Genomic DNA, 20,264 nt, shown 5'->3' on the forward strand with positions numbered 1-20,264 from the left:
GCCATGAATCGCGACGAGCTGTCGAGGCTCCTTGAAGCGGTCGCCTGCGGAGCCGTGAAACCGGCCGTGGCGGCAGACCAGTTGGCTGGCGGGCCGTTTCGCAGTACCGAGCTCGAGTTCGCCACCCTCGACCACCATCGCAGCCTGCGCCATCGCATGGGCGAGGTGGTCTACGGCGAGGGAAAGACCGCCGCGCAGTGCGTGGCGATCGCCGAACGTCTCGCGGCCACCGGCACGCCGGTGCTCGTGACGAGACTCGATGCCGAGCGGAGCGCGGCCCTGCGCCAACATTTTCCTGAGGGGCGCGAGAATCGCTCTGCGCGTACGTTCATCGCCAATGCTCCGGCCGTCAAAGGTTCGTCGAGCGGTGAGCCGTTCGTGGCGATCATCGCCGCAGGCACCAGCGATCTTGCGGTGGCAGAAGAGGCGGCTGAAGTGTGTGTCGCGAGCGAGACGGCGTTTGAACGTATCTGCGACGTCGGCGTGGCGGGCTTGCACCGTCTGCTCCACAAGATTCCCGAAATCCAACAGGCGTCGGCGCTCGTCGTCGTGGCCGGCATGGAAGGAGCGCTTCCGAGTGTCGTCGCGGGGCTCGTCGGCCGACCGCTGTTCGCAGTGCCGACGAGTGTTGGCTATGGCGCAAGCTTCGGAGGGCTTGCGGCGTTGCTGGCGATGCTCAACTCGTGCGCGCCGGGCGTGACTGTCGCCAACATCGATAACGGTTTCTCGGCGGCGTACGCCGCCTGCAATGTCGCCCACCTCGTGCGCGAGGCGCGCCTCGAAGGCGCACGGCGGGAGTCGCTGTGACCCGGAGCTTGTTTCTCGAGAGCGTCGCTGGAATCGCTGGCGACATGTTCGCGGCCGCTTTTCTGGACGCGGGCCTCGTGACGCGCGAGCAGCTCGAGCGGCTTCCGGCCGAACTTGGCCTCGAGGGTGTGCGCCTCGATATCACGCATCCCATCAAGGCGACGATGCGCGCGACGCACGTGCTGGTGACAGCCGATGGCGACGCATGGAAGCGCGCGCTCGGCGCAAGCCATGACCATGCGCACGGTGCCGTCGGTGTGATGTCGCCCAGTGGTGCGGCCGAGGACGAGTGGAGCGTCACGAAGGGCGCGTCGATCGACGACAACCCTGGACACCTCCTGAGCGCGAGTGGGCATGCGCATGCCCACTCGCACGCGCATGCCCACTCGCACGAGCCGGGGCACTGGCATACGCATTACCGCGACCTCGACGCGTTTCTCGAGCGCTCGCGCCTCGAGCCCGCCGTCAGGCAGCTGGCGCGCGACGTCTTTGGCGTGATTGCACGGGCCGAAGCCGAGGCGCACGGGATGAGCGTCGACGAGATCGCCTTTCATGAAGTGGGCGCGGTTGACTCGGTGCTCGACGTGGTGATGTCGGCCTTCTGTGTCGTGCGCTCGCAAGTCGATGCGATTTACGCGACACCGGTGAAGCTTGGCCGTGGCGTGATCACGATTCAGCACGGCACGCACCCGGTGCCACCGCCCGCATCGGCGCGCATCGTACTCGGCATGCCGGTGGCGGCGGTGCCCGAGGCGATCACGCGCCCGAACGTCGAGCTGTCGACGCCGACGGGCCTTGCGATCCTGAAGGCGCTCAACGTGCAGTTTGTCGACGCGATGCCCTCGGGCAAGCCCGTCGCGCAGGGCATGGGCGCGGGTACGATGGATCTCGGCACATATCCCAACGTGTTTCGAGTGACTGTGCTCGAGGGTATGGGGGAGAGAACAACCTCGCTGCCTTATGAGCGCGACGAGGTTGTCGAGATTGCCTGCAACCTCGACGACGAGACGGCCGAGCGCACGGCCTGGGTGGTGGAAAAGCTCATGGCCCTGGGCGCGCTCGACGCGTGGATACGTCCCGTGACGGGCAAGAAGGGCCGCGCTGGGATCGAACTCTCGGTGCTCGCCTCGACCGACGAGTGGGAAAAGCTCGCCGACTGGCTCTTGCGCAACAGCTCGACGTTCGGCATGCGGCACCGTCGTTGGGATCGGCTGAAGCTCGCGCGCCGTTTCGAAAGGCGCGTGACACCACAGGGCGAGCTGACCTATAAGGTGGGGCTGACGACCACAGGCGAAGTGCTGAAAGAGAAGCCGGAGTTCGAAGAGCTTCGCAAGCTCTGGGACCAGGACGTCATGCCTGATGCCTGATGCCTCATGCCTGCTCCAGTCCAGTAAGCCGTACGCCGTAAACCGTACACCGAAGCAATCCCGCCAGGTTCCCGGTTCCGGTATCACCGCCGGTGCCCGGCCCTTGTGCAACCGGCCCCCCCGGAGTCCCTGCCCATTCCGAGCGTGGCCGATTCTGTCAACTCGTGACCGGTTCGTGAGCTCAAGGCCAAGGCCAGTTCAAGTTGCTGCCTGCTCCTGCTGTGCAGGAGTACGTGTCGTCATTGGGCAACCGACTAATTCCCGCTTACCAGCGGGACATGAGCATCGATGATCCACGGCGTATCCCGTTCCAGTTCCACGTCGTGCTCGACGACAATGTCAACGCGTTCGCGACTCCCAACGGCGTCGTCGTGGTGAACTCAGGCCTGATTGAACTCCTCGACAACGAGGCGCAGTTGGCGGCAGTGATAGGACACGAGATCGCCCACGCGACTCACGAACACACATGGCGGCAGCAGCAACATTACAAGGGCAAGCGCTTGGGCATTGCCATTGCCGGTGCAGTCGCCGCTGGTTACGGATATCGAGGCATGGCCGACATCGCCGGAATGGTGAATGCGGCCATCGTGAACGGGCACTCTCGATCGCTCGAGAACCAATCTGACCGAATTGGTCTGCAGTACATGGTGGCGGCCGGATACGATCCGCGGGAAGCCCCAGCTGTCTGGAAGCTGATGACGAAGGAGCACGGCCTGCAGGGGACGAACTTCTTCTGGAGCAGTCACGAGAACAACGCAACCAGGCGGAGTTACTTGATGAACGAGCTGAAGAACAATTACCGCGACCTCGACTTTGGCGCGCTGCACACCAACGAGGATGAATATGCGCGGATCAAGTCGACGGTCGCGGAGGCGAAGGCATCCAAGAAGAAGCTCAAGGTCAAGTAGGCGTGCCGGGGACCGCCCTCAATCTCTGATCCGTACGGCACGATCCTCGGCGGTGAGCGTTCGGCGTTCGACGTTCAGCGTTCGTCGTGTGGCTGACTACGGTACGACCTTGAACCCCGTGAGCGTCCGCACCGTGCCGTCCGGGTGCACGACCTCGACGCGGACGATGTAGTCGCCCGCGCCGAGGGGCACGAGCGCGACGTCGGCGGTAGCCCACCCGATTCCGGCATCGTCTGGTGCGACGAGGGCGCTGGTGACCGGGATGGCCGCCATGACCTTGCCGGCCTGGTCGAGCAGGTCGGCCTTCACGCTCGTGGCCCCGGGCGCGACGGGCACTTCGACGCGCACCTTTTCGTTGCGGCGATAGCGAGGGTCGGCTGTCGGCACGAACTTCTGGCGAGTGACCGGGCTGGCCCGTGAGAGTCGTGGTGCGGCCGCGGCGGCGTCCGCTGCCGGCAGCGCCAGCCGCGCGGTGTCGGTGAGCGGCAATGAGCCGGCCGTCGGGGTGAAGCGCAGTCGGACGAGCAGGTCGCCGGCCTCGAGGGGCGCGGCGGTGGTCAGGAGCTCCGCGGTCGCGGTGCGCACACCGGCAGCGACAGGCAGCTCGGCTTCGGCCATGGCCGTTCCCTTGCCCGTGGTGACCGTGATCGAGAGCGTGCCGCCCTGGGCCATGGCCGCATCGCGCATGGTGGACGGATCCAGGTCGGCGGTCACCCAGACACGCCCGGTGCGCGCCGCCGCGCCCGCGCCGGCATGGAAGAAGTACGCCGCGCGACTCCGCCACGGCTGCCCCTCCCGGATGCCGCTGACCGAACTGAGTGCAGAGGCGATCGAGGCGCCCTCCGCCGCGGCTGCGGCGTCGCCGGCCCCCCCTGCCGCGGCGGCCGCGGCCGACGGCGATGCCGTGAGCATGTCCTCGCGCCGGAGGGCACGGTACCCTTTGCGCGCCCGTACCTCCACGCCCGGCCGCTTGACGCGTACCTTGATCGTGCGCCACTTGCCATCGAGTTGCTCGTTGGCCGAGTAGTACCCGAGCAGGTAGTACGACGAGAGGTCGCGGACGATCCGGGCCGCGCCGCCGTCGAGGTCGTTGGTGTTGATGACGGCCAGGCCATCGGTGTTGTCGGCCAACAGGCGCAGCGAGTCGAGCCGGACGTTGAGTTTGTCGCGGTCGGCCATCATCGAACCGGGGGCGTTGGGGGACTGCTTGTTGTACCACTCGCCCTGGTCGCCGCGGATGCGGTCGTCACGCGCTCCCAGGTCGGCGTCGAACGCCGTGAGGCCACGCGTGTCGAACGGGTAGAACGACACGTTGTAGCGGTTGGCCTGCTGGGTGAGTTCGATGAATCGCTGACGGTTGTTGAGCGTCGCGTACCGCATCGCGAGGGCCTGGCAGCCGGCCGAGGACAGCGGCACGCTGTTCTGCGCCCCGCGCGGATTGTTGGTGATGCGGCCGTCGGGCCCGGTTCCCACTCCGCCGAGCGTCGGCGGGTCATCGCATTCCTGCGGACGCGCCAGTTCGGGCTTGGGTTCGAACATCTCGTAGCCACTGGTCACCGTGATCAGTGCCTTGCGTTCCTCCTTGACCGTCCCCAGGAAGCGGACGAGACCCTCGAGCGCGTCCAGCACCTCCTTTTCCCGCCGCCGGCGAATCAACTGCTTGGCAATACCGCGATAGGCATCGGCCGGCTGCGACGACGTGGTGTTGCCGGGTCCGAGGCATTTGCGCGATGGCATGCCTTCGGGGAAGCACTGCTCGAGTGCCTGCTCCTCCGGGTGGATCATGACCATGTTGTCGCGCATGCCCCACTGCGTTTCATGGCGCAGCGCATTGTCCAGCGTCTCGGTGCGGCGCGCGAACGTGATGTGACGTGGGTCCATGTCGGGCGTCATCACCGCGAAGAGGTCCTCAGGACCGATGAGTCGTTCCAGCATGTCGATGAGTGGCTTGCGCGCGTACACGGCGCCGGCAAACGTCGTGTGCCATGTATCGAGGAACAGCACGAACACGCGGCGACGGGGGTCGGCGGCCTGCTGGAGGCCATCGGCCGCGCTCACCGGGTCGCGCCGTTCCTCGCGCGCCGTCGTCGTCGACAGCGCCACGCGCTCGAACTGCGTGACCTTCTGCGGCTTGCCGTCTTCGAGTACCTCGAAGTCGTCGGCCGTCAGATCGGTGATCGGCGCACCCTTGGCAGTGGGGTAGACGTCCACGCGCACGAAGTTGGCTTCGACGCGGAAAGACGGCTGTCCCGGTGTCGCCGGCTGCGTCCCATCTGCTGGTGCCGGGGCCGGAGCCGGGGCCGGAGCCGTGGCGGGCTGCGCCGGCGCCTGACCGGCCGGTGCCTGCGCACGCATCGCGAAACGCGCAGGCGCAAGCACCATCAGGGCGAGCGCCGCGATGCCGAGCAGGGGACGGGAGCGCATGGAGGCACTGTAGTCCCAAATCGACGAACGCCGAACGTCGAACGCCGAACGCTGAAGGTCAGCGCCTGACGCCTGCCTGAAACCTGATGCCTGATGCCGGCCCGATTCGCGACTCCCGACTCCCGACTCCCGATTCCCGACTCCCGATTCCCGGTGCCCGGCTCCCGGTTCCCGGCTCCCGTCGCTACGGCACAACCCTGAAGCCAGTCAGCGTCCGCACGGTACCGTCGGGGTGCACGACGTCGACGCGGACGATGTAGGCGCCCGCGCCGAGCGGCACGAGCGAGAGGTCGGCTGTCGCCCACCCGATACCCGCGTCGTCGGGCGCGACGAGGGCAGTGGTGACCGGGATGGCCGCCATGACCTTGCCCGCCTGGTCGAGCAGTTCGGCCTTCACGCTCGTGGCTCCTGGCGCGAGGGGGACCTCCACGCGCACCTTCTCATTGCGGCGATAGCGCGGGTCAGCGGTTGGCACGAACTTCTGCCGCGTCAACGGACTGGCGCGCGAAAGGCGGGGCGAGGCGACCGGCGTGTCCGCGGCAGGCAGTGACAGCCGTGCCGAGTCGGTCAGCGGCAGCGTGGCGCCCGTGGGCGTGAGCCGGACACGCACGAGCAGGTCGCCGGCGGCCAATGGCGCATTCGTCGTGGCGAGTTCCGTCGTCGCCGTGCGTGCGCCCGGTGGCACGGGCAGTTCACCCTGCGCCACCGTGGCCCCGGCGCTCGTGGTCACCGTAACGGCCAGCGTGCCGCCTTGGGCAAGTGATGCGTCACCCAGCGCTGACGGATCGAGATCGGCCGTCACCCATATCCGTCCCGTCCGCGCCGCCGCGCCCGCGCCCGCGTGGAAGAAGTACGCCGCGCGGCTGCGCCATGGCTGCCCTTCGCGAATCCCGTTGACCGAACCCAGCGCGGCTGCCAACAGGCTGCTCTCCGCCGCCGCGGCCGACTCACCGGCACCCCCCGCCGCGTCTGTTCGTGCCGTCTCGGTGATGGCCGCCATGTCCTCGGCGCGCAATGCGCGATAGCCCTTGCGCGCCCGCACCTCCGCGCCAGGACGTTTCACGCGCACCTTGATCGTGCGCCACTTGCCGTCGAGGCTCTCGTTGGCCGAGTAGTAGCCGAGCAGGTAGTACGAGGACAGGTCCTGGACGATGCGCGCCGCGCCAGCGTCGAGGTTGTTGGTGTTGATGATGGCGAGGCCGTCCGTGTTCTCGGCGAGCAGGCGCAGTGAGTCGAGGCGCACGTTGAGCGACGCGCGATCGCCCATCAGCGTGCCGGGCTGCGTGCCGGTCTCCTTGTTGTACCACTCGCCCCGATCGACCACCATCCGCTCGTCCCGGTCGCCCACGTTCGAATCGAAGGCGGCGAGGCCGCGGGTGTCGAAGGGATAGAACGACACGTTGTAGCGGTTGGCTTCCTGCGTCAGCGCGATGAACCGCTGCCGGTTGTTCAGCCTTGCGTACTTGGCAGCCGTCGTCGCGCACTCGATCGACGACATCGCCCCAGCGGACCCGCTCTGGGCGCGGCCCGTGTTGGTCGTAATCCGGCCGTCGGGGCCGGTGCCCGTGCCGCCCATGGACGGCGGAGCCGCGCACTCTTCGTGCCGGAGCAGGTCCTCCTTGGGCTCGAACATCTGGTACCCGGTCGTGACGGTGATGAGTGCCTTGCGTTCTTCACGCACGCCGCCGAGATACCGGACCAGGCCCTCGAGCGCGTCCAGGACTTCGTTCTCGCGGCGCCGGCGAATCAACTGCGAGGCGATGCCCTTGTTGGCATTGCGGCTGGCGCCCGTACAGCCCGGCGGCGGCAGGCCCTCCGGAAAGCACATCTCCAGTTGCTGTTCTTCGGGGTGCTGTCGGATGATGCTGTCCTTCATACCCCATTGCGTCTGCTTCATGAGCATGTCGCTGATCGTCTCGGTGCGGCGTGCGAAGGTGATCTGCCGGGGGTCCATGTCGGGAGTCATGACCGCGAACAGGTCGTCCGGACCGATCAATCGCTCCAGCATGTTCACGAGCGGCCTGCGGGCGCGCACGGCCCCCCCGAAGTCGGTGTGCCACGTGTCGAGAAAAATCACGTACACGCGGCGCCGTGGATCGGCAGCCTGCCGGCGGCCATCGTCGGCGCTCACCGGGTCGCGCCGCTCCTCGCGTGCGGTCGTCGTCGAGAGCGCCACGCGTTCGAACTGCGTCACCTTCTGCGGCTTGTTGTCTTCGAGCACCTCGAAGTCGTCGGCCGTGAGGTCGGTGATCGGCTCGCCCCTGGCGTTGGTCGGATAGACGTCCACGCGCACGAAGTTGGCTTCCACCCGGAACGTTGGCTGTGCAGGTGTGGCCGGCTGCGACCCGTCTGCCGGTGCGGGCGCCGGTGTCTGCGACGCGGGTGCGGGCTGGCCTTGCTGGGCCTGCCCAGCCCGGCCATCGCCCTGCGCACGCATCGGCGCACGCGCGGGCGTGAGCAGCATCAGGACGGCAGCCGCAATGCCGAGCAGTGTGCGTGAACGCATGGGGGAACTGTAGCTCCAAACGCTTGACGCTTGACGCTTGACGCCTGACGCCTGACGCCTGATGCCTAACGCCGAAGGTCAAGGCCCAAGGGCCAAGGCTCAAGGGCAAGGGCCGTCTCAGGCCCCCGGGACGAGGGCCGGTACAATGCCGAGGATGTCGAGTCGTCGCCGCATCCTGCAATCACTGTTCTGCTGTGCGTTACTCGTCGTCACCTCTGGGGCGGGGCCGGCCCAGGACGACCCGGACGGTTGGAAGACGCCGACGGCCCCGACCAGGATCGTCGGGCCGATCTACTACGTCGGTACGTACGGTCTGGCCGCCTACCTGATCACGACGCCGGCCGGGCACATCCTCATCGATGGTGCCGTGCCTGTTGCGGGGCCCGACATCGTCAGTGCGATTGAGGCGGCCGGTTTCAAGCCTGCCGACATCAAAATCCTGCTCAACACGCAGGCGCACTTCGATCACGTGGGCTCGCTCGCGCACCTGAAGCAGGTGACCGGCGGTCGCGTGGTGGTCATGAAGGGCGACGAGGGCATTCTCGCCTCGGGAGGGACGACCGACTACCTGTTCGGCCCACGGGCCGAGTACCACTTCCCGGCGGTCAAGGTGGACGAGGTGATCGGCGACGGTCACGTCGTCTCGCTTGGTGGCGTGTCGCTGACGGCCCGCCTCACACCCGGCCACACGCCGGGCACCACGACCTGGACGATGACGGTGCGGGAGGGCGGGCAGAGTTATCGCGTGGCGTTTGCGGGGAGCACGTTCGTCAACCCCGGCACGCGGCTGGTGAAGAACCCGTCGTACGTGGGAATAGAGGCCGACTACCGCCGGTCGTTCGCGCTCCTCGAGTCGCTGCCGGTGGACATGTACCTCGCCGCGCATGCGCAGGCGTTCGACTTTCACGCGAAGCGGGAACGCGCGAAGAGCGAAGGCCCACGCGCGTTCGTCGATCCCGATGCCCTGCGCCAGGCGGCCGTCGCCTCACGCGCGGCCTTCGAGAAGCTGGTCGCAGCGGAGAAGTAACGCCTAACGCTTAACGCCCAACGCCCAACGCCTGAGGTCATGCGCAGGCGCCGGGCATCGGGAATCGGGAATCGGGAATCGGGAATCGAGGATCGAGTCCCTGCTCGGCGACCGCGTATGAAGTCCGGAATGAGTACGGGAGCCAAGGCGACTCCCGACTCCGACTCCCGACTCCCGACTCCCTAGTTCCTCTCGATGGTCAGGAACACGCTCGCCTCGCCACGATGGACCAGGAGCAGCGCCGGCCGTTCACCCTTCTTGAGGGCCGCGCGGAGCGTGTCCACGCTGGTCACCGGCGCGCCATCGACCTCCTCGATGACGTCCCCCTCGCGCAGGCCCGCGGCAGCGGCCTTGCCGTCCGGGCTGACCGAGGCCACGAGCACGCCACGGTTGGCCGGCAGGTTCAGTTCGCGTGCCTCCTCGGGCGTCAGCGGCTGCACCCCCATCCCGAAGCCGGTGGTGTCCGGTGCGGTGTCGTCCGCGTCCGGCCGGGCGGTGTCGTTGCCAGCCTGCTTCAGTTCGCCGACGGTGACCGTCATCGCCTGCGGTGTGCCGCCGCGCACGACATCGAGCGGCAGCTTCGTGCCAGGTGCGACCTGCGCGACACGATTGCGCAGTTCGTTGTAGTCGCGGACCTGCTCACCATTGACGCCGGTGATGACGTCACCTCGCTTGAGTCCGGCCCGTGCTGCGGGGCTGTCCGGCTGCACACCGTTGACCAGCGCACCACGCACGTTGTCGAGGCCAAGGCTCCGCGCGATATCGGAGGTCACCGGCTGGATCGTCACGCCGAGCATGCCGCGGCGCACCGTGCCATGGTCGATCAGCTGGGTCATGACGTTGCGCGCCATGTTGGCCGGGATCGAGAAGCCGATGCCGATGTTGCCGCCCGACGGCGAGAGGATCTGCGAGTTGATGCCGACGAGTTCACCGTCCGTGTTGACGAGCGGGCCCCCGGAATTGCCCTGGTTGATCGGCGCGTCGGTCTGGATGAAGTCCTCGAAGTTCGTGCCGCCGGTGGCACGCCCCTTCGCGCTCACGATGCCCATCGTCACGGTCTGGCCGACACCGAGCGGATTGCCGACCGCCAGCACGACATCGCCGACCGCCACCGCATCGGAGTTGCCGAGCGGCAGCGTGTGCAGATTGCTGGCACCGGCGATCTTCAGCACCGCGAGGTCACTCGGCGCATCGGATCCGACCACGTCGGCCTTGAAGCTGCGCCCGTCGGTCAGTTCCACGGTGACCTGCTCCGCGCCGTCGATCACGTGGTGGTTGGTCAGGATGTAGCCGTCGGTGCGGACGATCACACCGGAGCCGAGCCCGCCAGCGCGGGGTTGCGGCCCCCGCGGCACCGGTATCCGGCCACCGAAGAACTCGCGCAATTCGTCGGGCACCTGCTGGCTGACCTGCCGGACGCGGTGTTCCGATCGCACCGTGACCACCGCCGGCGTCACGGCCTCGACGACGTTGGCGTAGGAATGGGTGGCGGGTCCGAGCGTGCGCGAGATCGCGCCGGCCTCGCGCGCCGCAACCGCGGCCGGGCCGGTAGTGGTCGACCTGGCATCGGGCGCCGCCGTATATCCGAGGAGCGCGCCGGTCAACAGCATGGCGCCTGCCGCCACGCCCTTCCGGCCGATCCGGGTGTATTCAATCGTGTCCATGTGGGTCCTCCCCTGTTCTCACATCCTTTCTGACGTGGGAGGGATTACCCGTGCCTGTCACGCGGATTACATCGTTGAAAGGTCCGGGGCCTGGAGGGGAAGGTGCAACTCGAATTCGCTGCTCTCGCCCGGCGTGGACGCGACCGAGACGCGTCCTCCATGTGCCTCGACGATCGCCTTCACCAGGCTGAGGCCGAGGCCGAGGCCGCGCGTGGTGCGGCTGCGGTCACCGCGGTACAGCCGCTCCCAGATGCGCGGCAGTTCGTCGGGCTCGATGCCGGCGCCGGTGTCGCGGACGCGGACCACCGCCTCGCTGCCGTCCTGTGACGCCTGCAGGTGCACACGGCCGCCGGCGGGCGTGTACTTCACGGCGTTGTCGACGAGGTTGGCGAGGACCTGTCGCAGGCGGGCGCGATCGACGGACACGACGAGGCCGTCGGCGACGTCGGCGGTCAGCTCGAGCCCGTGCGCTTCTGCGGCGTCCTCGTACAGGTCCATCGTCTGCTGGACCAGTTCCGCCATCGGCACCGCTTCGCGCCGCAACGCCATCGTGCCGGTCTCCGCCTCGGAGATGTCCATCAGCGTGTGGAGCATCGTGTCGACACGGTCGGCTTCCTCCACGCACTCGGCCAGCGCATCACGCATCCGTTGCGCATCGCCGGACGCGAGCGCCTCCTCGGCGATGCCGCGCAGGCGGGTGAGCGGCGTCCGCAGGTCGTGCGCGACGTTGTCCAGAGCGCCCCGCATGCCGGTGACCACGCGATCGATGCGATCGAGCATCGCGTTCACGAGGCCGCCCAGCTCGCCGAGCGTGTCGCCGGGATTCGAGGGCGGCACCCGCGCGTCCGTGCGGCCCGTGCGGACGATGCCACGCACCGTCTCGGCCAGGGCGCGCACCGGCTGCAGGCCCGAGCGTGTGACGATCGCGCCGCCGGCCAGGGCAATCACCACCACGAGCGCGAGATCGATGAAGAGGACACGGCGAAAGCGCTGGAGCAGTTCGCGGCGCCGGTCGGTGCTCTTGCCGACCTGCAGCAGCGTGCCGTCAGGCAGCCGCACCGAGGCCACTTCCAGCACGTCGCCGCCGTCGCCGGTATCGAGCTCGGCCCAGGTCTGCTCGCCGCTCAATCGCGGGGTATCGAGCTGCGAGAGGTCGAAGCGCCGCCACTGCTGCGGCATGCTGAAGAACACGAGTTCCTGGCCGGGTCCGAGCGTGCGCACGAAGAGCGGGCCTGGCGTGGCGGCCAGGTTGCCGTCCCTGAGTTCCTGCGCGAGTCCCTCCGGGCCGCCGAGCATATACGCCCGCGCGTACTGCACGAGCGCACTCTCGATCGTCTCCCGATCGTAGCGGCTCAGCGAGGCCGAGAGCAGGACATAGGTGAGCGCCACGAGCGCGAGGGCGCTGGCGACGAAAATCGCGGCGTACCACAGCGCGAGGCGCAGGCCCAGCGCGTCGCGCCACGCATCACGCCACCCGGATGACATACCCCGCCCCGCGAACGGTGTGAAGCAGCTTCGTGTCGAACCCCTTGTCGATCTTCTCGCGCAAGCGGAACACCAGCACGTCCACGACGTTGGTCCCGGGGTCGAAGGAGTAGTCCCACACGTGCGACAGGATCATGGTCTTGGACACGACCCGTCCCGCATTGCGCATCAGGTATTCGAGCAGGGTGAACTCGCGCGGCCGCAGTTCGATGCTCCGGCCCTCGCGCGTCGCGGTGCGCGTGACGAGGTCGAGACGCAGGTCGCCGACGGCAAGTTGCGTCGCGACAGGGGCGTGGGTGGCGCGGCGAATCAGGGCGTGCACCCGGGCCAGCAGTTCGGGAAACGCGAATGGCTTGGTCAGGTAATCGTCGCCACCAGCCGTGAGGCCGGTGACGCGGTCGTCCACCGAGTGCCTTGCGCTGAGGATCAGGACGGGGGTCTGGACGCCGCGCTGGCGCATCCGCTGGATCAGCCCGAGTCCGTCGAGGTGCGGGAGCATCAAGTCGATGATAGCGACATCGTGGCTGCCGGCCGTGGCCAGGTCGAGGCCGGTATCGCCCTCGCCCGCGTGATCGACGACAAAGCCAGCCTCGCGTAGCCCCTTGGCGACGAATTCGGCGATCTTCGGGTCGTCCTCGACGAGCAGGGCACGCATGGGGCTGTCCTGCAACATAGCGCAGCGGACTGAACAAGGGGTAGCCGGTCGACCTGGTTGGGAGGCGATGCTGACAGGGCCGAACGCGATGGTAGGGCCGGTTCTCCGAACCCGGCCCACGCTACGGGCGGCGCTCGGAGGTGGCCGCTGGTGTCGATTGCAGCGAATGCCAGCCGGCACGCTCGCGCTCATGGCAGTTGCTGCGACCCAGCCAGGTGTTCACGCTGTCATCCGCGTTGCACGCGACGGCATCTGAAATGCTGCGGTCCAGTCGTATGGACCCGCGCCTCACCCCACACCGCGTCGCTGCCGCCTCCCACTTGCGGTGCCACCCTGGATCTCTAGCGACCAGTGCTATCTGCTCACGCTCTGCACGTTTCCACGCGGCGAGAATCATCTGTGCGTGCCTGCCGTCGCGATGCTGGTGACGCATTCGCTGGAGACGTACCAGCAACTCGGACGGTGGCGCCTGCACGTGCTGGTGCTCATGCCCGATCACCTGCATTTTCTCGCGACGATACCGCCGTCCATGAACATCCAGAGGACCATCGTCGACCTCAAACGCTTCGTCGCATGTCGGAGCCAGGTGCGGTGGCAGCAGGACTTCTTCGAGCATCGGCTTCGTATCGGCGAGCACTTCGAGGCCAAGCGGGCGTATCTACGCCAGAACCCCGTCCGCGCCGGCCTCGTCGCCAACCCGCAGGACTGGCAGTTCCTGTACGAGCGGTAGGCCTTGGGCCGCGCTCGGAGAGCGGGCCCTACCGTCGAAACGGCGGTGCCACGGAGAGCGGGCCCTATCCTTGAACCGCGCCGAGATCGCAGAGCCGATCGCACCACGCGTGCTAAATTCGCGCGAATGTCGCGGCTTCCCCGAACGCTCTGTGTCGTTTGTCTCATCGCGCTGGTGACGGGCGGGTGCGCGTCGCGCACTGGCGGCGCGCCCGGCACCACAGCTCCGCCACCACAGGCGCCGCCCACCGGCGAGGCCGAGGCGTCGTTGCTCGAACGGCGCATCGCCGCGCACATGCGGTTCCTCGCCAGCGACGCCCTGAACGGACGCGGCAGCGGCACCCGCGACGAGTGGATCGCCGCGACCTACATCGGTGCGCAACTCGCCGCCCTGGGCGTCGAGCCGATGGGCGACGACGGCTGGTTCGTGCAGGAGGTGGGGGTACAACGCTTCAAGGCGGCGACGCCGCCGGTGCTGACGGCGGGCGATCGTACGTACACGCGCAACACCGCATTCCTGGTGGGCGCCGTGGCCGCCGCACGTGTCAGCGGCTCGCTGCAGCACTTCGTCGCCGGGACGCCGGTGTCGTCTGGCGCGGCCGTCATCCTGCCCGCGGACACGCCCATGACGGCGATGTCGTCGCTCAGCGGCGCCGCGCTGGTCCTGCGCAAGGCCACGGCGGCGCAGGCGGGCAATTGGGCGCAGCTCACGGCACAGGCGTCCGAATGGCTCTCCACGCAGGTCGTCGGCACGTTGCCCTCACCGCCATCCGGGCCGACCGTACTGACGCTCGACGCGGCGACACACGAGGCCATCATCGCCATGGCCGATGGCACGTCATTGCGATTGGACACCGAACTCGTCGCTGGCGACCGGACCCGCACCTGGAACGTCGTCGGGCGCCTGACCGGCACCGATCCGTCGGCGTCGGCCGAGGCCGTGATTCTCTCGGCGCACCTCGATCACCTCGGGGTGCGTAGTGTCGGCGGCGATGTCAGCGACACCATCTACAACGGCGCCGACGACGACGCGTCGGGAGTGGTGGCAGTGATCGAACTCGCGCGGGTGCTGGCCGGTGGCCCGCGGCCGCGGCGGCCGGTGGTGTTCGCGTTGTTCGGAAGCGAGGAGAGTGGCGGCTTCGGCGCGCGGTACTTCGTCGATCGGCCGGTGGTGCCGCTCACCGACATCGTTGCCGACCTGCAGGTCGAGATGATCGGGCGCCCGGATCCGAAGGTGCCAGCGGGCACGCTCTGGCTGACCGGCTACGAGCGATCGACGCTCGGCCCGCAGTTGGCCGCCAGGGGGGCACGGCTGGTCCAGGATCCGCACCCCGATCAGCGCTTTTTCGAGCGGTCCGACAATATCCGCTTCGCCCGTCGAGGCGTCGTCGCCCACACCGTGTCCAGCTTCGGGTTGCACGGCGAGTACCACCAGCCGTCGGACGAGTTCCGTCACGTCAACATTCCGCACATGCGGGACGCGATTGCATCGCTTGTGGAGCCGGTGCGATGGCTCGCGACGACGACCGAGAAGCCCAGCTGGATCGAAGGGAAGAAGCCGTAGCGCCTACAGCCTACGGCCTACGGCCTACGCCTCCAGTCTCAGGTCTCAGGTCTCAGGTCTCAGGTCTCAGGCATTGGGCATGAGGCATGACGTCAAGCGTTAAGCGTTAGTCGTTACTGAACTGTCCACTCCTGAATCCCGGCCGAGAAGCCGGACTGCATCGTGATGTCGAGGCGGAGTGCTGTCGTTCGCACTGGCGAGAACGTGACGACATTCGGACGGTCGCGCTCGGTGCGGTACTTCGACCTCCCCTGGACGGGACGCCACGAGTCGCCGTCCTTGTATTGGAGCGACCACGATGCGGGGACACGGACTTCGCCGCGGCCTGTGTCGTCGAACCAGTAGACGGCGACGCGATCGACGGTTGCAACTTCCGGCAGCGCGTATTCCACCCACGCCGTCTCGCCCTTGCGCGGCCACCAATCGAAGTACGACGCAGGATCCGATGACGAGGCGGGCATTTCGCCGTCGTTGATGAAGCGCGGACTGCGGCGAGCCGGCGAGGTCGTCACCGTGCTGCGCGTCGCGAGCGTCGGGAAGGGGCGCGGCCGCGCCGCATCTTCGACCGCCGCCAGCCACACCGCCATCGGCCCCGGGCCCCGGTTGGCCCACGTCGCATACGGAATCAGTGTCATCACGCGCGTCGTGCGGACGATGGCGTCGTCCTTGTCGCGCGAGAGCGCAACCGCGGGGGCGGTCACCACCTGGACGCCACCGAGCAGCGTCGGCCGGAACTCGCTGGCGAGCACCGCTTCGTCTGGCAACACGACGTTGCGCACGTCGCCGCCGTTGTCGGGCCACTCGGCCGCGTAGACGAGCGGGCCGCGCTGGACGGCAATGCGGCCGCGGTCGGCCGCCACCGACGGATGCGCCCGGATGCGACGAGCGGGCATCGGCAGAACCAGCGTGACCGTGTCGCCGGGCGCCCACGCGCGTGACACGGTCGCGTAGCCCCGCTCGACCTCAATCGGCACCGGCACGCCGTTGACCGACAAGGACGCCGGCGGTGAAGCCGGGCCCGCGAAGCGATACAGGTCGCTCGGAACGGGCGCCTCGCGTGCCCATCCGGGGATGCGGAGGCGAAGTGGGAACGTGCGTGTCGTCTCGGGTGTCACGGTCAGCGTGACCAGACCGTCCCAGGGATAGCGGGTTTGTTGGCGCATCCGTACGCGGTGACCGGCGCCGCCGTCGATCGTCGCCGTGCCGGCGGCGTAGAGATTGACGTAGACGGCATCGCCCTGGTGTGCATAGACGTAACCGGGCAGTGACGCGAGAAACCGCGTGATGTTACCGGGACAGCACGCGACGCCGAACCACGGGCTGCGCTGGTGCTGTCCGGCCGACTCGAGCGGATTGGGATAGAAGTACGCCTTGCCGTCGAGCGCGACGCCGGAGAGCAGCGCGTTGTACAACGTGCGTTCGAGCACGTCGATGTAACGGCCGTCGCCGTGCAGCAGGAACAGCCGATGGTTCCAGTAGTCCATGCCGACCGACGCGCACGTCTCGTTGTAGGCGGTCATGTTCGGCAGCTCGTACGGCTTGCCGAACGCCTCGCCGGCGCCGGTCGAGCCGATACCGCCGGTCAGGTACAACTTGCCGCCCACCGTGCTGGTCCAGATCTTCTCGAGCGCCTGCACGTACGCCACGTCGCCGGTCAGGGCGGCCACGTCGGCCATCCCTGCGTACATGTACATGGCGCGCACCGCGTGACCCACCGGTTCGGTCTGTTCCACGGCGCGCACCTGCGCCTGGTTGTACTCGAGCCCGACGCCGTTGGTCTTCACTCCCGGGGTCGGCCCGCGCTCGTCGATGAGGAACTTCGCCAGGGCCAGGTAGCGCTCGTTGCCGGTGACCCGGTAGAGGCGGACGAGCCCCATCTCGGTCACTTGGTGTCCAGGCCAGATCGACGCCCTGCCTGGTCCGAACGTGCGGTCGAGCAGATCAGCGGCGCGCAGGGCCACATCGAGCAGCGTCCGTTTGCCCGTGGATTGGTAGTGCGCAGCCGCCGCCTCGAACAGGTGTCCGAGGTCGTACAACTCGTGGCTGTCGTCGCGCTCGAACTCCCACCGGACCTTGCCGGCCCATGGATGCGGTGCCGCCGGATTGATCGTCCGTGTCGTGTAGAGATAGCCGTCGGGTTCCTGGGCCGCCGCGATCGTCGCAATCAACTGGTCGACGTAGGCGTCGAGCTTCGCATCCGGGTGCACGCTGAGGGCGTACGAGGCGCCCTCGATGACCTTGTACAGGTCAGAATCGTCAAACGGGTAGCCTGGTGCTTTCGTATCGGCGAGCGGCTCGCCCCTCAGCACCTGCGCCGCACGCCGGAAGTTGCCGACACGTCCGGTCAATTCGCATTGCTGGAGGGCCGTCGGAATCGAGGCCGTCCGGTTGGTCTCGATCCGCGGCGCCCAGAACGCGTCGTCCAGCGTCACGGCCGTGAACGGCACCGGTTGGACGGGGTAGTCGCGCGCGGGCGCTGCCTGAGCGGCAGCGACGTGTCCAGGGCGGGCAAGCAGTCCACGGCCTGCCGCGCCGGCAATCAGGACGACAGCGAGCAGGGCGAAGCGGCACGAGGACGCAGACATCGGAACTCCAGTCGAGCCGCGGCGTGACCTCGCGGCGCCGTCATCAATCGTAAGCCGTAAGCCCAAGCGTTGAGCGTAAGGCGTTGAGCGTCAGGCGTCAGGCATGAGGCATGAGGCATGAGGCATGAGGCATCAGGCATCAAGCGTTACCCTGTACGCGATGATCGAGGAGACTGCCGACGGCATCGTGCTGGCGGTCCGCGTGATTCCGCGGGCCGGCCGGTCCGGGCTCGCGGGGACCCGCGACGACGCCGTGGTGGTGCGTCTTGGCGCGTCGCCTGTGGATGGTGCGGCCAATGCCGAGCTCGTTGTCGTACTCGCGGCAGCCTTCGGCGTGGCTCGTCGGGACATTGCGATCGTGTCCGGCGATCGTTCCCGCCACAAACGCGTGCGCATGAGAGGCATCGATGCCGCCGCCGCCGCGGCGGTGATCGCGGCCGCGCCACAGGGATAATGCACTGATGCGGATGCACCGGCGGGCGATCGCCGCCGCCCTTGCCCTCGGCCTCACGGCTGCACACCTCGCACAGGCGCAGACACCACCGGCTCCCGCGCCACCGTCCTCCGCGCCGGCCGAGGATGCCGAGCCACCGCCTTCACCGCTCGAAGCCAAAGAAACGGTCGTCGTCACGGCCACGCGCTCCGGGCGCCGCCTGCAGGACGAAGCATTGCGTGTCGAGGTAATCGACGAGGAGGAGATAGAGGAGAAGGCGCTGATGACGCCAGGGTCGGTTGCGATGCTGCTCGGCGAGACCACCGGCCTTCGAGTGCAGACCACGGCGCCGTCACTGGGTGCGGCGAACGTCCGCGTGCAGGGCCTGCGCGGCCGCTACGCCCAGCTCCTGGCCGATGGCCTGCCGCTCTATGGCTCCGGCGGTGACTCGCTGGGCCTGCTGCAGGTGCCACCACTGGACCTCGGGCAGGTCGAGGTGATCAAGGGGGCCGCGTCGGCGCTCTATGGTCCCGCAGCGCTCGGCGGCGTGATCAACCTGGTCAGCCGGCGCGCCGAGGAGTCGCACGTCGAGACGTTGCTCAATGCCACGTCGCTGGGCGGCGTCGACGCCGCCGTGTGGCTCGGTTGTGCGCCGGTCCGTGGTTGGTCCTGGACCCTGCTCGGAGGGGCCCACGGCCAACGTCGCAACGACATGGACGACGATGGGTGGACCGACGTGGCGGCCTACCAGCGCGGCGTCGTCCGGCCGCGCGTCTTCTACGATTCCGGCGCGGGCGCGTCGCTGTTCCTCACTGGTGGCGTGATCGCCGAGGATCGCCAGGCCGGTACCATCGGCGCGGCGGTCGCGCCCGACGGGCTGCCGTTCGCCGAGCGGCTCGAGACGAGGCGCGCGGATGTCGGCGGCCTCGGCCGATGGCTGCTCGGCACGCGTGTGTTGACGGCGCGTGGGTCGTACTCCCGCAACGGCCAGGATCGACGATTCGGCGAGGTGCGCGAGCGCGGCACGCGCCAGACTGCGTTCGGCGAGGCGTCGTTGACCGGCGTATCCGGCCGCCACGCGTGGGTGCTGGGCGGGGCGTTCCAGCAGGACCGCTACGCTCCCGTCGAAGAGTCACGGTTTGCCTACACGTTTTCCGCGCCTGCCGTCTTCGCGCAGGATCAGATCGACCTCGGCCGCATCGCGAGCGTGTCGGCCAGCGCCAGGCTGGACGCCCACAGCGAATACGGCGCCTTGTTCAGTCCGCGCCTTTCGCTGCTCCTGCGTCCATCGACGGAATGGACGATGCGGGTGTCAGGCGGCGGCGGATCCTTCGCGCCGACGCCGTTCACCGAGGAGACCGACGAGACGGGACTGGCGCGCGTCGCACGCCTGGTGGGTCTCGAGGCCGAGCGGGCCGTGTCGTTCTCGGGCGACCTGACCTGGACGCATGGCGGGTTCGAGGTGACCATCACGGGGTTCGGGTCGCGCGTGTCCAATCCGGTCCAGCTCGCCGAACTGCCGCACATCCTGGTGGTGCCCGAGCGTGGCATCACGGTCGGTCTCGTCAACGCCGCGGAGCCGACGCGCACCTGGGGCACCGAACTGCTGGCGCGCTACCGCCATGGTGGCTTTGTCGCCATGGCCACCCATGGGTGGACCCGCGCGACCGAGCTGGATGTGGATCGCGACGTGCGTCGCGAGGTGCCGCTGACACCAGCGCATGCGGCGTCGCTGAATGCCATGCTCGAGGGCGAGTGGGGACGGGTGGGGACCGAGGCGTACTACACAGGGCGCCAAGGCCTTGAAGACAACCCGTACCGGGCGACGAGCCGCGAGTACGTCCTGTTGGGCGGCCTGGTCGAGCGGCGGCTGGGCCGGGTGCACCTGTTCCTCAACGTCGAGAACCTGGCCGACGTCCGCCAGACGACGTACGACCCGCTGATCCGGCCGACCCGCCTGCCGGATGGCCGCTGGACCGTCGGCGCCTGGGCGCCGCTCGACGGACGGGTCTGGAATGGCGGTGTGCGGTTCGCCTTCTGACGGCAAGCGGCAGGCGGCAAACGGTACCCGATACCCGGTACCCGCCCTGGTGCAGGGGCGGTGGACCCG

14 protein-coding genes are annotated in these 20,264 nt (G+C 68.3%); 8 read left to right on the plus strand and 6 right to left on the minus strand.

Annotation, left to right across the window (positions count from 1 at the left end):
• Positions 1-3: 3 nt before the first annotated feature.
• From larB to LuPra_RS06190, 3 genes are all read left to right on the plus strand, one after another.
• On the plus strand, positions 4-807 hold the full coding sequence (larB, locus tag LuPra_RS06180) for a nickel pincer cofactor biosynthesis protein LarB (RefSeq protein ID WP_110169936.1): 804 nt from the start codon (positions 4-6) through the stop codon (positions 805-807).
• A complete protein-coding gene (gene larC / locus LuPra_RS06185) occupies positions 804-2,174 on the plus strand; it encodes a nickel pincer cofactor biosynthesis protein LarC (RefSeq protein ID WP_110169937.1) in 1,371 nt (456 codons plus the stop codon). Before larB ends, larC begins: the two co-directional genes overlap by 4 nt.
• Positions 2,175-2,407: 233 nt before the next feature.
• Positions 2,408-3,082, plus strand: coding sequence for a M48 family metallopeptidase (locus LuPra_RS06190; RefSeq protein ID WP_257724519.1), 675 nt, complete (start codon positions 2,408-2,410; stop codon positions 3,080-3,082).
• A 96-nt stretch (positions 3,083-3,178) separates the two neighbouring features.
• On the opposite strand, the gene LuPra_RS06195 is transcribed toward LuPra_RS06190, so the two are convergent.
• Together LuPra_RS06195 and LuPra_RS06200 are read right to left on the minus strand one after the other, a co-directional pair.
• On the minus strand, positions 3,179-5,506 hold the full coding sequence (locus tag LuPra_RS06195) for a VWA domain-containing protein (RefSeq protein WP_157898803.1): 2,328 nt from the start codon (positions 5,504-5,506) through the stop codon (positions 3,179-3,181).
• Positions 5,507-5,690: 184 nt separating this feature from the next.
• Positions 5,691-8,012 (minus strand): VWA domain-containing protein, encoded by a 2,322-nt coding sequence (locus LuPra_RS06200; protein ID WP_110169940.1) that lies wholly within the window; start codon positions 8,010-8,012, stop codon positions 5,691-5,693.
• A 154-nt stretch (positions 8,013-8,166) separates the two neighbouring features.
• Between LuPra_RS06200 and bla the strand changes: the two genes are divergently transcribed.
• Complete coding sequence (gene bla / locus LuPra_RS06205) at positions 8,167-9,039, plus strand: subclass B3 metallo-beta-lactamase (RefSeq protein WP_157898804.1); 873 nt, start codon at positions 8,167-8,169, stop codon at positions 9,037-9,039.
• Between the two features lie 182 nt (positions 9,040-9,221).
• Here bla and LuPra_RS06210 read toward each other — a convergent pair whose 3' ends face one another.
• The 3 genes from LuPra_RS06210 to LuPra_RS06220 form a co-directional block, all read right to left on the minus strand.
• Positions 9,222-10,703 (minus strand): DegQ family serine endoprotease, encoded by a 1,482-nt coding sequence (locus tag LuPra_RS06210; protein ID WP_110169942.1) that lies wholly within the window; start codon positions 10,701-10,703, stop codon positions 9,222-9,224.
• A 66-nt stretch (positions 10,704-10,769) separates the two neighbouring features.
• Positions 10,770-12,188: a sensor histidine kinase gene (locus tag LuPra_RS06215; protein WP_110169943.1), complete on the minus strand. Its 1,419-nt coding sequence runs from the start codon at positions 12,186-12,188 to the stop codon at positions 10,770-10,772.
• Positions 12,169-12,843 (minus strand): winged helix-turn-helix domain-containing protein, encoded by a 675-nt coding sequence (locus LuPra_RS06220; RefSeq protein ID WP_110169944.1) that lies wholly within the window; start codon positions 12,841-12,843, stop codon positions 12,169-12,171. The genes LuPra_RS06215 and LuPra_RS06220 overlap by 20 nt, the downstream gene beginning before the upstream one ends.
• 325 nt (positions 12,844-13,168) lie before the next feature.
• Between LuPra_RS06220 and LuPra_RS06225 the strand changes: the two genes are divergently transcribed.
• Positions 13,169-13,573: an REP-associated tyrosine transposase gene (locus tag LuPra_RS06225; RefSeq protein WP_110169945.1), complete on the plus strand. Its 405-nt coding sequence runs from the start codon at positions 13,169-13,171 to the stop codon at positions 13,571-13,573.
• 126 nt (positions 13,574-13,699) lie between these two features.
• Complete coding sequence (locus LuPra_RS33030) at positions 13,700-15,136, plus strand: M20/M25/M40 family metallo-hydrolase (protein ID WP_234800754.1); 1,437 nt, start codon at positions 13,700-13,702, stop codon at positions 15,134-15,136.
• A 113-nt stretch (positions 15,137-15,249) separates the two neighbouring features.
• Here LuPra_RS33030 and LuPra_RS06235 read toward each other — a convergent pair whose 3' ends face one another.
• Positions 15,250-17,721: a glycoside hydrolase family 127 protein gene (locus tag LuPra_RS06235; RefSeq protein ID WP_110169946.1), complete on the minus strand. Its 2,472-nt coding sequence runs from the start codon at positions 17,719-17,721 to the stop codon at positions 15,250-15,252.
• A gap of 160 nt (positions 17,722-17,881) precedes the next feature.
• Here LuPra_RS06235 and LuPra_RS06240 point away from each other — a divergent pair, with 160 nt between their 5' ends.
• Together LuPra_RS06240 and LuPra_RS06245 are read left to right on the plus strand one after the other, a co-directional pair.
• Positions 17,882-18,175, plus strand: coding sequence for a DUF167 domain-containing protein (locus tag LuPra_RS06240; RefSeq protein ID WP_110169947.1), 294 nt, complete (start codon positions 17,882-17,884; stop codon positions 18,173-18,175).
• Between the two features lie 7 nt (positions 18,176-18,182).
• Positions 18,183-20,195, plus strand: a complete 2,013-nt coding sequence (locus LuPra_RS06245; RefSeq protein WP_234800755.1) for a TonB-dependent receptor plug domain-containing protein — start codon at positions 18,183-18,185, stop codon at positions 20,193-20,195.
• Positions 20,196-20,264: the final 69 nt, after the last annotated feature.

The sequence above is a fragment of the Luteitalea pratensis genome, assembly GCF_001618865.1.
GTDB lineage: Bacteria > Acidobacteriota > Vicinamibacteria > Vicinamibacterales > Vicinamibacteraceae > Luteitalea > Luteitalea pratensis.

Coding starts and splice junctions, on each gene's coding strand:
- larB (WP_110169936.1), top strand. CDS start 4: ATGAATCGCGACGAGCTGTCGAGGCTCCTTGAAGCGGTCGCCTGCGGA.
- LuPra_RS06195 (WP_157898803.1), bottom strand. CDS start 5,506: ATGCGCTCCCGTCCCCTGCTCGGCATCGCGGCGCTCGCCCTGATGGTG.
- LuPra_RS06200 (WP_110169940.1), bottom strand. CDS start 8,012: ATGCGTTCACGCACACTGCTCGGCATTGCGGCTGCCGTCCTGATGCTG.
- bla (WP_157898804.1), top strand. CDS start 8,167: ATGTCGAGTCGTCGCCGCATCCTGCAATCACTGTTCTGCTGTGCGTTA.
- LuPra_RS06210 (WP_110169942.1), bottom strand. CDS start 10,703: ATGGACACGATTGAATACACCCGGATCGGCCGGAAGGGCGTGGCGGCA.
- LuPra_RS06215 (WP_110169943.1), bottom strand. CDS start 12,188: ATGTCATCCGGGTGGCGTGATGCGTGGCGCGACGCGCTGGGCCTGCGC.
- LuPra_RS06220 (WP_110169944.1), bottom strand. CDS start 12,843: ATGCGTGCCCTGCTCGTCGAGGACGACCCGAAGATCGCCGAATTCGTC.
- LuPra_RS33030 (WP_234800754.1), top strand. CDS start 13,700: ATGTCGCGGCTTCCCCGAACGCTCTGTGTCGTTTGTCTCATCGCGCTG.
- LuPra_RS06235 (WP_110169946.1), bottom strand. CDS start 17,721: ATGTCTGCGTCCTCGTGCCGCTTCGCCCTGCTCGCTGTCGTCCTGATT.
- LuPra_RS06240 (WP_110169947.1), top strand. CDS start 17,882: ATGATCGAGGAGACTGCCGACGGCATCGTGCTGGCGGTCCGCGTGATT.
- LuPra_RS06245 (WP_234800755.1), top strand. CDS start 18,183: ATGCGGATGCACCGGCGGGCGATCGCCGCCGCCCTTGCCCTCGGCCTC.